This window comes from Novilysobacter viscosus, from assembly GCF_046600715.1.
In the GTDB taxonomy this organism is placed as follows: domain Bacteria; phylum Pseudomonadota; class Gammaproteobacteria; order Xanthomonadales; family Xanthomonadaceae; genus Lysobacter_C; species Lysobacter_C viscosus.
Genome location: NZ_JBJMAV010000001.1, coordinates 414,628 through 429,490 on the forward strand (window position 1 = coordinate 414,628; position 14,863 = coordinate 429,490).

General features: G+C 67.3%; 9 protein-coding genes. 5 read left to right on the top strand and 4 right to left on the bottom strand.

Going from position 1 to position 14,863, the window contains the following annotated elements; all coding sequences use genetic code 11:
• Positions 1–3: 3 nt before the first annotated feature.
• Positions 4–2,235, top strand: coding sequence for an ATP-binding protein (locus ACJQWL_RS01955; protein WP_330968169.1), 2,232 nt, complete (start codon positions 4–6; stop codon positions 2,233–2,235).
• A 64-nt stretch (positions 2,236–2,299) separates the two neighbouring features.
• Here the strand turns inward: ACJQWL_RS01955 and ACJQWL_RS01960 are convergent, their stop codons facing one another.
• The gene (locus tag ACJQWL_RS01960; protein ID WP_330968170.1) at positions 2,300–3,169 is read right to left on the bottom strand and encodes a crotonase/enoyl-CoA hydratase family protein; all 870 of its coding nucleotides are present in this window, start codon (positions 3,167–3,169) and stop codon (positions 2,300–2,302) included.
• A gap of 162 nt (positions 3,170–3,331) precedes the next feature.
• On the bottom strand, positions 3,332–5,008 hold the full coding sequence (locus tag ACJQWL_RS01965; RefSeq protein ID WP_330968171.1) for a long-chain fatty acid--CoA ligase: 1,677 nt from the start codon (positions 5,006–5,008) through the stop codon (positions 3,332–3,334).
• Between the two features lie 247 nt (positions 5,009–5,255).
• Here ACJQWL_RS01965 and ACJQWL_RS01970 point away from each other — a divergent pair, with 247 nt between their 5' ends.
• Positions 5,256–5,675 (top strand): YybH family protein, encoded by a 420-nt coding sequence (locus tag ACJQWL_RS01970; RefSeq protein ID WP_411300677.1) that lies wholly within the window; start codon positions 5,256–5,258, stop codon positions 5,673–5,675.
• A 187-nt stretch (positions 5,676–5,862) separates the two neighbouring features.
• On the opposite strand, the gene ACJQWL_RS01975 is transcribed toward ACJQWL_RS01970, so the two are convergent.
• Both ACJQWL_RS01975 and ACJQWL_RS01980 read right to left on the bottom strand, forming a co-directional pair.
• A complete protein-coding gene (locus ACJQWL_RS01975; RefSeq protein ID WP_330968173.1) occupies positions 5,863–6,315 on the bottom strand; it encodes a c-type cytochrome in 453 nt (150 codons plus the stop codon).
• 10 nt (positions 6,316–6,325) lie between these two features.
• Positions 6,326–6,694: a c-type cytochrome gene (locus ACJQWL_RS01980; protein WP_330968240.1), complete on the bottom strand. Its 369-nt coding sequence runs from the start codon at positions 6,692–6,694 to the stop codon at positions 6,326–6,328.
• Positions 6,695–7,071: 377 nt separating this feature from the next.
• Here ACJQWL_RS01980 and ACJQWL_RS01985 point away from each other — a divergent pair, with 377 nt between their 5' ends.
• From ACJQWL_RS01985 to ACJQWL_RS01995, 3 genes are all read left to right on the top strand, one after another.
• Positions 7,072–8,238, top strand: coding sequence for an efflux RND transporter periplasmic adaptor subunit (locus tag ACJQWL_RS01985; protein ID WP_330968174.1), 1,167 nt, complete (start codon positions 7,072–7,074; stop codon positions 8,236–8,238).
• Between the two features lie 72 nt (positions 8,239–8,310).
• Positions 8,311–11,784 (top strand): efflux RND transporter permease subunit, encoded by a 3,474-nt coding sequence (locus tag ACJQWL_RS01990; RefSeq protein ID WP_411300719.1) that lies wholly within the window; start codon positions 8,311–8,313, stop codon positions 11,782–11,784.
• Positions 11,781–14,855 carry an efflux RND transporter permease subunit gene (locus ACJQWL_RS01995; protein ID WP_330968175.1) on the top strand — a complete coding sequence of 1,025 codons (3,075 nt, stop codon included), beginning with the start codon at positions 11,781–11,783 and terminating at the stop codon, positions 14,853–14,855. Before ACJQWL_RS01990 ends, ACJQWL_RS01995 begins: the two co-directional genes overlap by 4 nt.
• Positions 14,856–14,863 lie beyond the last annotated feature (8 nt).

The following is a 14,863-nucleotide window of genomic DNA, read 5'->3' on the forward strand; positions in this document are numbered from 1 at the left end:
CACATGTCACGTCCGCTGCACTGGCTGACGACGCGCCTGTCCGGACGCGACGACAGCGAGCACGGGCAGGCGACGATCCGCCTGGTCGTACTGGCAGTGGTGCTGGTCTACATGCTGGTGCGCGGGGCGGGTGGCACGCTTGATCCGGCCGCCTACGCGGACGTACTGGCGATGGTGGCCACCGGCTTCGCCATCGGGGGCGTGTTGCTGGTCTGGTTGGTCGCCCAGCCGGCCAGGTCGCACCTCCGGCGCGGCATTGGCATGGTGGCCGACTACGGCCTGATGGCACTGGCGATGGTCCGCATCGGCGAGCCGCTCGCGTGGGTCTACGTGATCCTGATGTGGGTGACCGTCGGCAATGGCCTGAGGTTCGGCAACCGCTATCTGGTGATCGCGATCGTCGCGGCGGTCGCGAGTTTCGGCACCGTCATCGGCCTCAACAGCTACTGGCTGGAAAACAGGGTACTGGCGGTGGGCCTGCTGCTGGGACTGGTCGCGATTCCGCTGTACCTGTCGGGCCTGCTGCGGGCCCTGACCCGGGCGACCGACGAAGCGCACCGCGCCAACCTCGCCAAGAGCCGGTTCCTGGCCAACATGAGCCACGAGTTCCGGACCCCGTTGAATGGACTGGCCGGCATGTCCGAACTGCTGGCCACCACGCGCCTGGATGAAGAGCAGCGCGAATGCCTGGACACCATCCAGGCCTCCACCCGCAGCCTGCTGGCGCTGGTGGAGGATGTGCTCGACATCTCCGCGATCGAGGCGGGCAAGCTCAAGCTGAGGCTGGTGGAGTTCGACCCGCGTGAGCTGGTCGAGAGCATCGGACTCATCCTCCAGCCGCAGGCCCGCGCCAAGCAGTTGCGCTACCAGCACCAAGTAGCGGGGGACGTGCCGGCCCTTCTGCGCGGCGACGTCGGCCACTTGCGGCAGGTGCTGCTCAACCTCGCGGGGAACGCGGTGAAGTTCACCGACGAGGGCTCGGTGCAACTGGACGTGGAGCTGGCGGAGTCCACGCCCGGTCGCCCGCGCCTGCGCTTCACCGTGACCGATACCGGCGTCGGCGTACCGGTCGCAGCGCAGCACCGGCTGTTCGAGGCCTTTGAACAGGCCGACGTAAGCCTGGCTCGGCGCCACGGGGGAACCGGCCTGGGCACCACCATCGCCAAGGGCCTGGCCGAAGCGATGGGCGGAAGCATCGGATTCGAGAGCACCGAAAACCGCGGCAGCCGGTTCTGGGTGGAGTTGCCGTTCGAGCGCGTCGTGGAAGCGGTCGACGCGCGCCCGGCCGCCCTGGCCGAGGCGATTGACGCGTCCCACGCGGCCCACGCCACCACGGCGCGTCCGGCAAGCGCAGCGGAGAACGTCATCGCGTTCTCCGATCCCTTCCTGCGCCACCGCGCGCGCGTGCGCGGCCTGCACGTGCTGGTGGCCGACGACCATGCCGCCAACCGCATGGTGGTGCAACGGCTGTTGCAGAAGGCGGGTCACCGCGTGACATGCGTAGAAGGTGGCGAAGAGGTGCTCGACGCCCTTGAGGTGTCGGACTACGACTGTGTCGTCGTCGATCTCCACATGCCCGGCCTCAGCGGCCTGGACCTGCTGCGCCAGCTTCGCATCCTCGAGGCGGGCGGCGGTCGCCGCACGCCCGTGGTGGTGCTCAGTGCCGACGTCACCCCGGGCTCCATCCAGGCCTGCGAGCAGGCCGGCGCGCGCGCCTTCCTGGCCAAGCCGGTTTCGACGCCGAAGCTGCTGGACACGTTGGCGGATATCGCTTCCAACGGTCGGATCGAAGCCGCTTCGACATTGGCCGTGACGGCGAAACCGGATGGTTCGCGTACGGCCCGGGTTTCGATCGACGGGGTGTTCGACCCCGGCGTACTCGACGAGCTGGAATCGCTGGGAATGGGTGAGGCCTTCGAGCGCGAGTTCATCGGCCAGTGCCTGCGCGATGCCGAGGCATGCCTGAAGGCGCTCTCGGAGACGGCGGGCACGGGCCATTACGAGCGGGCGCGCGAGCACGCACATGCACTCAAGGGCGTCGCAGGGAACCTGGGGTTGATCAAGCTGGCGGCAGTCGCTGGCGAGTTGATGCAGCTGCCGGAGTGGCAGCTGGCCCGCGAATGGCAGGCCCGCCTGGGCCATTTGCACGAGCGGTTGTTGCAGGGGCGGGCGGCGCTTGGGGCACGTGATCGCGCCCGCGGCGCCAGTGACCACGGCGAGCAAACGCCCTCCTGACAGCCCGGTGCAGGGTGCCGCTGCACGCCGGGCCGACCGGCCCGGCACCCACCGCCCGGGAAATTCAGCCAGCCAGCGGCATCGTGCGACGCTCCTGCGCGCGGACGATCCTGTCCATGGTCCGCAGGGACTTCTCGCCCAGCGCAAGGGCGGTATCAACCCAGACCTCGGTGATGCCCATCAGTTCGTCGTAGCCGACCGGCTGCGCGATGCCGCGAACCGCGTTGAGGGCCAGGTAGGCGTGCGGCGTGCGTTGCTGCTGCCGGATGATCTCGCTCACGGCCGCGGGGCCATCCCCCTTGGGTACCAGCACATCGACCACGCCCATCCGGAACAGCTCGTCGCTGCTGTGGATGCGGCCCTGCAGGATGAGCTTCTCGGCGACCTGCGGGGTGACCCGCTTGCACAGGAACGAGTACGCGCCCATGCCCGGGAACAGTCCGAACAGCACTTCCGGCAGGCCCATGTCGACGCCTTCTTCAGCGACGATGGTGTGGCACGACAGGGCAAGTTCCAACCCGCCTCCCAGCGCATCGCCCTGTACCAGGGCGATGGTCCGGACGTCCCCGCCCAGGCCACCGTGCAGGTGGTGTACGCCGTCGACGCACCGTCGCGCGTAGTCCAGCAGGTGTTCGCGGTTGCCCGCGCGGATGAGACGGGAAAACAGTGCAAGGTCGCCGCCCAGGTTGAACGCGCCCGCGTCGGAAGCGAGCACCACGTGCCGGAGCCGACCTGATTGGCGCTGGCCATCGCGCAGGGTGATCGATGACAGGTAACTCCACATGTCGTCCATGAGTTCGGTGCGGAAGCAGGGCCGGGCTCCCTGTCCGGCATCGGCGTGCATGTAGAGCCAGTGCGTGTCGCACTGGGGGTCCGATTCAACGCGAAGGGTGGGATAGGGACGGGTGCGGTGCAGCTTCTCGATCTGGCTCATGGTGCGGTCCTCCGGAGTCGCCGACCGCATGCTGCGTGGGCGCGGCCGGCCGGTGAAGCCCACGCGGCGATGCTACACCCGGGGTCAAGGACACATGAGGACGGGCCGCCCAACAAAAAGGCCCCTCGATGAGGGGCCTTCCGGGTAATGCAAGCGGATCGCTCAGGCGCCAGGTTCGTCGCGCAACTCACGGCGCAGGATCTTGCCGACGTTGGTCTTGGGCAGCTCCTGGCGGAACTCCACCGTGCGCGGCTGCTTGTAGCCGGTGAGGTTGGCGCGGGCATGGGCCTTGACCTGCTCTTCGGTGAGGGCAGGGTCCTTCTTGACAATCACCACCTTCACCGCTTCGCCGGACTTCTCGTCGGCAACGCCGACGGCGGCCACCTCGAGCACGCCCGGCATCATCGCGATCACGTCCTCGACCTCGTTGGGGTACACGTTGAAACCCGAGACCAGGATCATGTCCTTCTTGCGGTCGACGATATAGAAGAAACCGTTCTCGTCCATGCGTGCCATGTCGCCGGTATGCAGCCAGCCATCGGCATCCATGACCTGCTGCGTTTCCTCCGGGCGGTTCCAGTAGCCCTTCATCACCTGCGGACCCTTGATGCACAGCTCGCCCACTTCGCCCGCGGGTAGCATGCGGCCGTCCTCATCCTTGACGCAGGCATCGGTGGACGGGATCGGCAGGCCGATCGCACCGTTGTAATCGGCCAGGTCCATCGGGTTGATGCAGGCGGCCGGCGAGGTTTCGGTCAGCCCATAGGCTTCCACCAGGGTGTTGCCCGTCAGCTTCTTCCAGCGTTCGGCGACCGAGCGCTGCACGGCCATGCCACCGCCGAGGGTGAGGTGCAGCCGTGAGAAGTCGACCTCTTCGATGCCGGGCGTGTTGAGCAGGCCGTTGAACAGCGTGTTGACGCCGGTGATGGCGGTGAACGGGACGCTCTTGAGTTCCTTCACGAACGCCGGCATGTCGCGCGGGTTGGTGATCATGTGGTTGAGGCCGCCGAACTTCATGAAGACCAGCCCGTTCGCCGTCAACGCGAAGATGTGGTACAGCGGCAGCGCGGTGATGATGACCTCTTCACCCATCCGGACGTTGGTGCCGATCCAGGCCGAGGCCTGCTGCATGTTGGCGACCAGGTTCCGGTGGGTCAGCATCGCGCCCTTGGCCACGCCGGTGGTGCCCCCGGTGTACTGGAGGAACGCGATGTCCGCGGGCTTGATGTCCATGGGTTGAAGCGTGTGCTTGTCGCCGAGCGCCAGCGCATCCTTGAAGCGGATGGCACCGGGCAGGCGGTGTTCCGGCACCATCTTCTTGACGTGCTTGAGTACGAAATTGACGATCGCGCCCTTCGGGAAAGCCAGCATGTCCCCCAGGCCGGTGGTGATGACCTGCTTGATCTGGGTGTCGGCAAGCACCTCTTCCACGACCGAACCGAAATTGTCGAGCACCAGGATCGCGCTGGTGCCGGAGTCCACCAGCTGGTGGCGCAACTCGCGCGGGGTGTACATCGGGTTGGTGTTCACCACCGTCAGCCCGGCACGCAGGATGCCGAAGGTCGCGATCGGGTATTGAAGGCAATTGGGCAGCATGATCGCGACGCGATCGCCCTTCTTTAGCTGTAGTTCGCCCAGCAGGTACGCCGCGAACCGCGCACTCAGTTCGTCGATCTCGCCGTAGGTCAGCGTCTTGCCGAGGTTCGAAAACGCCGGGCGGTCGCGGTAGTTGGCAATGGCGTTCTCGAGCACCGAGACGATCGACGGGTATTCATCAACATCGATCTGCGACGGTACTCCGGCCGGATACTGGGCCAGCCACGGACGGTCATTGCTCATTGCGATCCCCTTAGAGTGCGTGTCGGAATGCGTGTTGGAGTTCGTTTCCAAGTGCGGCCGGTCAATGCCGACACGGCAGCCCCTGCCGGATGCGCCGGCGTACGGAGCCGCTCGATTGGAGCATAGGCTCCATGGGCTGGCAAGGCGCTCCAACGCGTGTTCGTGGCAGCATGGTGCGGTGTCGGATGGGAGCGTGGAAGCAATGGCAGTGATGCGTGGGACGTCGCAAGAATGGTTTGGCGCTGCTGTGTCGTGGGCCGCCCTTCTGGCCTGCGCCGTCATGCTCGGCGCGTGCTCCAGCCCGCCTCCCGAGCAGCGCCTTCGCGACGCCATGGGCGGTGTGCAGCAGGCCATCGAGAAACGCGACGCCGCAGGGCTGTCCGCGCACCTGGCGGATGATTTCGTGGGTCCGGACGGAATGGACCGTGACGGCGCACGGCGGCTGGCACTGGTGTTGTTTCGCCGCCACCGCAACGTGGGCATGACGCTGGGGCCGCCGGACATCCAGGTCCAGGGCGATCACGCCACGGTGACGTTCACCGCGGTGCTCACGGGGGGCGCGGGTGCGTTGCCCGAATCGGCCCGGGTGCAGCACGTGACCACCGGCTGGCGCGAGGACGGCGGGGAGTGGCGACTGACCAGTGCACACTGGGACCGTAGGCGCTGACCGAGTTCACCCTCGGGTCGAGGGTGGCGTGGCATGCGTGGGTAGCCCGTGCATCGCGCAACCTGCCGGCCACGCCCGATCCGCATCCCGCGGCCCCACGGCGGATGAACGATCGCCGATGCCCAGGAAACAAAAAGCCCGCGACTGGGCGGGCTCATGTGTTCCTGTCACGTCAACGACGCACGCGTCAGTTGTGCGCGCCTTCCAGCGTGGTCAGCTGCGACTCGCGTGAACCGAAGTACACGGCAAGGTCGGAGATCTGCTGGTCGGTGAGCCCGGCGGCCTGGCTCGACATCAGCGCGTGGGCGCGCTGGCCGTCGCGGTACTGCTCCAGCGCGTGGGCGAGGTAGTCGTAATACTGGCCGCCCAGTTTCGGGTAGGTCGCATCGATCGGCGCATTGCCGTCGACTCCGTGGCAATCAACGCACGACTGGCCGGTGGCGGCGCCCTTGGCGTTGGCCAGTTGCTCGCCGGCGGCGACGTTGCCGGCAGGCAGGCCGGCCGAGGACGAGGTGGGCGCGGCAGCGGCGGCGCCCTCAGGCGGCGTCTCAGGCGAGGAACACGCCGACAGGGCGAGCGTCGCGGCCAGCACGATCATCGCGGCGCCCGGGGTGGTGCGGGGGGTCGTCTTGGACGTCATGGTCGGGTGCTCACTTCAGGGTCGAGAGGAACGCGGCGATGTCGGCGATGTCCTGCTCGGAGAAGCTCTGCGCCTGCGCCTGCATCGTCGGATGGTTCCGCGTGCCGTTCTTGTAGTCGGTCAGCGCGTTGCGCAGGTACTGCGCGGACTGGCCACCGATCTTGGGCACGTGGAAGTTCGGGTAGGCATTCTTGTAGCCGTCGATCCCGTGGCAGCCCTGGCAGGTGTACGTCAGCAGCCGGCCGTTCGCGACGCTGTTACCGGTGGCTTCGGCCGATCCGGTCGCGGAGGTGGTCGCTTCGGCGGGAGTGTCCTGGGCCATCGCGCCGGGGGCAATGGCACCCAGGGCGAGGCAGGCGGCGATCGTGAGCGGTCGCATCATGTCGTTGTCCGCAATCTCTTTGGCTGGCGAAGGATAATGGCTGGCATCTGCGCGGTACTGCGGGGCAACCCGATGACTGCCCGAGCGCACAAGTCGCCCAGTATAGCCCGCGGGCAGATTCCAACGAAGAGGTACGCAGCCAGGGCGCCGGACACCCGCATCAGGGGGCGGGCCTGGGCCGGGCCGGCGGGCACGATGCCGGCAGTCACCATGACCTTCGGCGGATGCTGCCTGCGTTGCTGGTGATATACCTTCATACAACACCGACATACGCCTGACGTCCGACCGGTCTCCCAGCGCAGCGAAAGCCGCAGCGGCGGGGTCGGCCACGCCGGCAGGCACTCCAACACGTACTTACCTATCGGGGCCCCACCATGCGTTATTCCATCCCGTTCCGCCGCCAGCCTGTACTGGTGCGCGCCCTTGCCCTCGCGCTGGCCGGCACGCTTGCCCTGACCGCCTGCAAGGGCGGAGAAGGCGCCGCCGACGCCAAGCCCGGGGAAGCCGCCGAAGAGGAAGTCGTGCCGGTGGAAGTCGCCGCGGCCTCGCTTCGCGCTGTCGCCGCCAGCTACACCGGCACCGCGCCGCTGGAGGCGATCGGTGAATCGCAGGTGGTCGCCAAGACCTCGGGCGTGGCGCTGCAGGTGATGGTGGAAGAGGGCGACATGGTGCGGGCGGGCCAGACACTGGTTCGCCTCGATGCGGACCGTGCCCGCCTCCAGGCGACGCAGACGGCGGCGCAGGTGGCCAAGCTGCAGAACAACTTCGAGCGCTCCCGCAAGTTGGCCGAGCAGCAGTTGCTCAGCGCCAGCGACCACGACCAGATCAAGTACGACCTGGCCAACGCACGCGCGGCCAATCGCCTGGCCAACCTCGAGGTGTCCTACTCGGCGGTGACCGCACCGATCTCGGGCGTGGTCGCGTCGCGTTCCATCAAGACGGGCAATTTCGTCCAGATCAATACGCCGATCTTCCGGATCGTGGACACCTCGCAGCTCGAGGCAGTGCTGAACGTGCCCGAGCGCGAACTGGCGACCCTCAAGCCGGGGCTGCCGGTGCAACTGGCGGTGGATTCGCTGCCGGGCCAGGCCTTCACCGGGCGCGTGGACCGCGTGGCGCCCGTCGTGGACGCCGGCAGCGGCACCTTCCGGGTGATCTGTGCATTCGAAGGGGGTGGCCTGTTGCAGCCTGGCATGTTCGGCCGCATCAGCATCGCCTACGACCAGCGCGCCAACGCGCTGACGGTGCCGCGAATCGCCTTGCTGGATGGCGAGGGTGACCCGGCAGTGTTCGTCGTACGCGGTGGCAAGGCCATGCGCGTGCCGGTGAAGCTGGGCTACGTCGACGGCCAATGGGTTGAAGTGCGCGAGGGCATCAAGCCGGGCGAACAGGTCGTGGTGGCGGGCAAGGCCGCGCTGCGCGACGGCAACAAGGTGCAGGTGGTAGGCCAGCCGGCTGCGGCGAATGTGGCCGCGAGCAAGCCGGCCGCCCCGGATCCGGCGAGCGACGCCGATGCCGACAACGACGACAACCAGCAGTAATCCCGAGGACGACACGTGAGCGATTCCACGCACACCCCGCCGCCGCACGGGAAGGACGGGTTCGATCCCGCGCTGCATCCCCCGGCACCGCCTTTCAACCTGGTCGAGTTCTCCACCCGCCGCCGCGTCACCGTGGCGATGGTGACCATCAGCTTCCTGCTGTTCGGGCTGCTCGCGCTGGGCAACCTCAAGGTCAACCTGCTACCCGACCTGAGCTATCCCACCCTTACCGTCCGCACCGAGTACACCGGCGCGGCCCCGGCCGAAATCGAAACGCTGATCAGTGAACCGGTGGAAGAAGCCGTCGGCGTGGTGAAGGGCCTGCGCAAGCTCAAGTCGGTTTCGCGCACCGGGCAAAGCGACGTGGTGCTCGAGTTCGCCTGGGGCACCAACATGGACCAGGCCACGCTGGACGTGCGCGACAAGATGGAGTCGCTCAACCTCCCGCTGGAAGCCGCCTCGCCGGTGCTGCTGCGCTTCAATCCCTCCACCGAGCCGATCCTGCGCATCGCCCTGGCCGCCCGGGGTGCGCCGGACGCGGGGGAGACCGAGGCCGTGCGCCAGCTGACCGAGCTGCGCCGCTACGCCGACGACGACCTCAAGAAGAAGCTCGAGCCGGTCGAGGGCGTGGCCGCGGTGAAAGTGGGCGGCGGCCTAGAGGACGAGATACACGTCGACATCGACCAGCAGCGCCTGGCGCAGTTGAACCTGCCCATCGATACCGTGATCCAGCGACTGGGCCAGGAGAACGTCAACGTGTCGGGCGGGCGCCTGGAAGAGGGGTCGCAGCGCTACCTCGTGCGTACCGTGAACCAGTTCGCCAGCGTCGAGGAAATCCGCGACATGCTGGTCACCACCCAGGGCCCGGATGGCGGCGCCGCGCAGAGCGCGGCCGAGCAGATGGCCCGGGTGGCGGCGGCGAGCGGATCGGCCGATACGATGGCCGCGGCGGCATCCGTGCAGAGCGCGTCATCCGGCGGCAATGCCGTGGCCGGTGGCATGCCGGTGCGCCTGCGCGACGTCGCGGACGTGCGCCAGGGCTACAGGGAACGCGAGGCGATCATCCGGCTGGGTGGCCGCGAGGCGGTCGAGCTGGCGATCTACAAGGAAGGCGATGCCAATACCGTCGCCACGGCCGATGCCATCGAGGCGCGGCTCGCACAGATCCGCGAGCAGGTGCCTGAAGACATCGAGCTGACCGTCATCGACGACCAGTCGGAGTTCATCCGCCACGCCATCAGCGACGTGAAGAAGGACGCGGTGATCGGTGGCGCACTGGCGATCCTGATCATCTTCCTGTTCCTGCGCGACGGCTGGAGCACGTTCGTGATCTCGCTCTCGCTCCCGGTTTCGATCATCACCACGTTCTTCTTCATGGGCCAGCTGGGGCTGAGCCTCAACGTGATGTCGCTGGGCGGCCTGGCGCTGGCAACGGGCCTGGTGGTGGACGATTCGATCGTTGTCCTGGAATCCATCGCCAAGGCACGCGAACGCGGCCTGGGCGTGCTGGAGGCGGCCATCGTCGGAACCCGCGAGGTCAGCATGGCCGTCGTCGCATCGACCCTGACCACCATCGCGGTGTTCCTGCCGCTGGTGTTCGTGGAGGGCATTGCCGGCGAACTGTTCCGCGACCAGGCGCTGACCGTGGCGATCGCGATCGCGATCTCGCTGGTGGTATCGATGACCCTGATCCCGATGCTGAGCGCGCTCAAGGGCCATCCGCCGATGGCGTTCCCCGAAGAGCCGCCGCACCCCCGTTGGGAGCCCCGCTCCAGACTGCAGAAGCCGGTGGCCATCGCCGGCCGCGGCGCCGGGGCCGGCGTGCGCGGGGCGTTCTTTGGCCTCGCGTGGGTGTTCGTGCGGGCCTGGCGTGGCCTGGTGGCCGTGGTCAGCCCGGTCATGCGCAAGGCCAGTGACCTGGCGATGGCGCCGTACGGGCGTGCCGAGCGCGGCTACCTCAAGGTACTGCCCGCGGCGATGGCCCGTCCCACGCTGGTGCTGGGCACTGCGGCGGGCGCGTTCGCACTGGCGCTGCTGATGGTGCCGCTGCTGGGAACGGACCTGATCCCGCAGCTGGCGCAGGACCGCTTCGAGATGACCGTCAAGTTGCCACCGGGCACCCCGCTGCGCGACACCGACGCCCTGGTCCGCGACCTGCAACGTCGCCATGCCGACGAGCCTGGCGTGCAGGCCCTGTACGGCGTCAGCGGCAGCGGCACGCGCCTGGATGCGAACCCGACCGAGAGCGGCGAGAACATCGGCAAGCTGACCGTGGTGATGTCCGACGGTGGCAGCGAGGACGTCGAGGCCGCCACCACCCAGCGCCTGCGCGAGAGCATGGCCGACCAGGCCGGTGCACAGGTCGACTTCAGCCGCCCGCAGCTGTTCTCGTTCTCCACGCCGCTGGAGATCGAACTGCGCGGCGAGGACCTCGCGTCGCTGGAGCGGGCGGGCCAGCAGATGGCCGCGATGCTGCGCGACAACCCGCACTACGCCGACGTCAGCTCCACCGTCGAACAGGGGTTCCCGGAGATCCAGATCCGCTTCGACCAGGATCGTGCGGCCTCGCTGGGCCTGACCACGCGCCAGGTCGCCGACGCAGTGGTCAAGAAGGTGCGCGGGGAAGTGGCCACGCGCTACAGCTTCCGTGACCGCAAGATCGACGTGCTGGTGCGGGCACAGGAAGCCGATCGCGCCTCGGTGGAGGACATCCGCCAGTTGATCGTGAACCCCGGCAGCAACCGTCCCGTCAGGCTGTCTGCCGTGGCCGACGTGGTCGCGACCACGGGCCCCAGCGAGATCCACCGCGCCGACCAGACGCGGGTGGCCATCGTGTCGGCCAACCTGCGCGACATCGACCTGGGTGCAGCGGTTCAGGAAGTCGAACAGATGGTCGCGGCCAATCCGTTGACCGACGTGCGCATGCACATCGGCGGGCAGGGCGAGGAGCTGGCGCAATCGGTCAACTCGCTGCTGTTCGCCTTCGCCCTGGCGATCTTCCTGGTCTACCTGGTGATGGCGTCGCAGTTCGAGTCTTTGCTGCATCCGTTCGTCATCCTCTTCACCATTCCGTTGGCGATGGTGGGCGCGGTGCTTGCCCTGCTGGTGACCGGCAACACGATCTCGGTGGTGGTCTTCATCGGCCTGATCCTGCTTGTGGGCCTGGTGACCAAGAACGCGATCATCCTGATCGACAAGGTCAACCAGCTGCGCGAAGCCGGCGTGGCCAAGCGGGAGGCGCTGGTCGAGGGCGCTCGCTCACGCCTGCGGCCGATCATCATGACCACCCTGTGCACCCTGTTCGGTTTCCTGCCGCTGGCCATCGCGATGGGCGAGGGCGCGGAGGTGCGCTCGCCGATGGCGATCACGGTGATCGGCGGCCTGCTGGTGTCCACCCTGCTGACGCTGGTCGTCATCCCGGTCGTATACGACCTTCTCGACCGTCGTCCCGATGAGCACTACCTGGCCCGTGCGCGACGCGCCCGGCTGCAGGACGCGCCCTCCGGTCCGGCAGGCGAGGGCACCATCGGGGACCAGCCGGCATGAGCATCGCGGAACTCAGCCTGAGGCGGCCCGTCACCACGGTGATGCTGTTCGTGTCGATGTTCGTGGTCGGCCTGATCGCCGCGGTCCGGTTGCCGCTGGAAGCGCTCCCGGACGTGTCGGCGCCGTTCCTCTTCATCCAGATGCCGTATGCCGGTTCCACCCCGGAAGAGGTCGAGCGCGAGATCCTGCGGCCGACCGAAGAGGCGCTGGCGACGATGCCGGGGATCAAGCGCATGCAGGGACGCGCGCGATCGGACGGCGCCAGCATGCCGATCGAGTTCTCCGACTGGGACAAGGACATCGCGATCACCGCCTCGGAGGCACGTGAGCGCATCGATGCCATCCGCGACGAGCTGCCCGACGACTTCCAGCGCTATTTCGTCTTCAAGTTCTCCACCAGCGACGAAGCCATCCTGCGCGTGCGGCTGGCCGCCGACACCGACCTGACCGGTGCCTACGACCTGATCGACAACCGGATGAAGCGTCGCCTCGACCGCATCCCCGGCGTGGCACGGGTGGAGATCAGCGGGGCACCGCCCAACGAGGTCGAGATCGCGATCGATCCCGATCGGTTGTCGGCGCACAACCTGGTGCTCAACGACCTGACCCAGCGCCTGCGCGCGGTCAATTTCTCGGTCTCCGCCGGCCGCATCGACGACGCAGGGCGCAGGCTGCGCGTGCAACCGGTGGGCGAGCTCGAGAGCCTGGAGCAGTTGCGCGAGCTGGTCATCGCCGACAGCGGCCTGCGCCTGGGCGACATCGCCGAGGTGCGGCTGAAGCCGGCACGCATGGACTACGGGCGCCGCCTCGACGGGCGGGCCGCCGTCGGTCTGGATATTTTCAAGGAGCGCAACGCCAACCTGGTGGAGGTCTCCAAAGCCGTCCTTGCCGAAGTCGGCGAGATCCAGAAGGACCCGGAACTGAGTGGCATCGACTTCAAGGTGATCCAGAACCAGGGCGAGGAGGTGACCACGTCGCTGCTGGAACTGGCCGAGGCGGGCGGGATCGGCCTGGTGCTGTCGATCGCGGTGCTGTTCTTCTTCCTGCGCCACTGGCCATCGACCCTGATGGTCACGCTGGCGATCCCGATTTGTTTCGTGATGACGCTGGGCTTCATGTACTTCGCCGGTGTCACCCTCAACATCCTTTCGCTGATGGGGCTGCTGCTGGCGGTCGGCATGCTGGTGGACAACGCCGTGGTGGTGGTGGAGAGCATCTACCAGGAACGCGAGCGCATGCCCGACCAGCCGGTGCAGGCGTCGATCATCGGCACCCGCAACGTGGCGATCGCACTCTCGGCCGGAACGCTGTGCCATTGCATCGTGTTCGTCCCCAACCTGCTGGGCGAGACCAACAACATCAGCATCTTCATGGCGCAGATCGCGATCACCATCTCGGTGTCGCTGCTGGCGTCATGGCTGGTGGCCGTCAGCCTGATCCCGATGCTGTCGGCAAGGATGAAGACCCCGCCGGCGGTGGCCGCCCAGGGCGGCGTCATCAGGCGCCTGCAGGATCGCTACGCACGGCTCCTGCGCTGGACGTTGGAACATCGCGGCTGGAGCGTCATCGGGATCATCCTGATCATCGGCCTGAGCATCGTGCCGATGACCCAGACCAAGTTCGACATGTTCGGCGGCGGTGGGGGTGGCAAGGAAACCAACCTCTACTACGAGTGGAAGGGCAGCTACACCAAAGAGCAGATGTCGGACGAAGTGCTGCGGGTCGAAGACTTCCTGGACGAGAACCGCGAGCGCTTCCGCATCTCCCAGGTCTATTCCTGGTACAGCGAGCAGGGCGATGCGAGCACCCTGGTCACCTTCGACGACGCGGTGGGCGATACCAAGCCGATCACCGACGAGATCAGCAAGGAACTGCCCAAATCAGCACGGGCCAAGGTCGGCGTGCGCGGCGATGGGGACCAGTCGGGAGGCTCGGGACAGTTGGCACAGGTGCAACTGGTGGGCGACTCCACGAAGGTGCTGACATCGCTTGCAACCGACATCGTGCCCATCCTGGCGCGCCGCCCGGAACTGCGTGATGTCCGGATCGATGCGGGCGACCAGAACACCGAGCTCAACATCCGCGTTGACCGCGAGCGTGCGGCTTCGTTCGGCTTCAGCGCACAGGAGGTGGCGGGCTTCGTCGGCCTGGCGCTCAGGGGCGCACAGCTGCGCGAGTTCAACCGCGGCGACACCGAAGTGCCGGTCTGGGTGCGCTTTGCCGGCGCCGACGACTACGGCGTTGAGGACATCGGCGGCTTCATGGTGCGCTCGCCCGACGGCAGGACGGTGCCGCTGCTGTCGATGGTCGATCTCGACGTACAGCCCTCCGCGACGCAGATCAGCCGCACCGATCGCCAGACCACCGTCACCATCCAGGCCAACCTGAACGGCGAAACGACCGTTCCGGAAGCCCGCAAGGCGATGGAAGAAGCGCTCGGGGCGGTGTCGCTACCGGCCGGCTACAGCTACAGCTTCGACGGCAGCGCGTTCGAGCGTGACGACGACGCGAGTCGCCAGATGATGTTCAACCTGCTGATCGCGCTGGTGATGATCTACGTGGTGATGGCGGCGGTGTTCGAATCGCTGCTGTTCCCATCGGCGATCATGAGTTGCGTGCTGTTCTCGGTGTTCGGGGTGTTCTGGCTGTTCTGGCTGACCGGCACGACCTTCTCGGTGATGGCCTTCATCGGCATCCTGGTGCTGATGGGGGTGGTGGTGAACAACGGCATCGTGATGGTGGAGCACATCAACAACCTGCGTCGTCGGGGCCTGTCGCGTACCGACGCGCTGGTCGAGGGCAGCCGCGAACGCCTGCGTCCGATCATGATGACCATGGGCACCGCGATCCTGGCGATGGTGCCGATCTCCTTCAGCGACACAGTCCTGCTGGGCGGGCTGACCTACTCGCCGATGGCCCGTGCGGTTGCCGGCGGTCTGGCGTTTTCGACCGTCGTCAGCCTGCTGTTCCTGCCGACGATCTACGCCATCCTCGATGACCTGAGCAACGGCACTACCCGGGTGATACGCCGTGCCTCGCGCCCACGCACGGGGGTGGCCGCGACGGTTTGACGCCATGG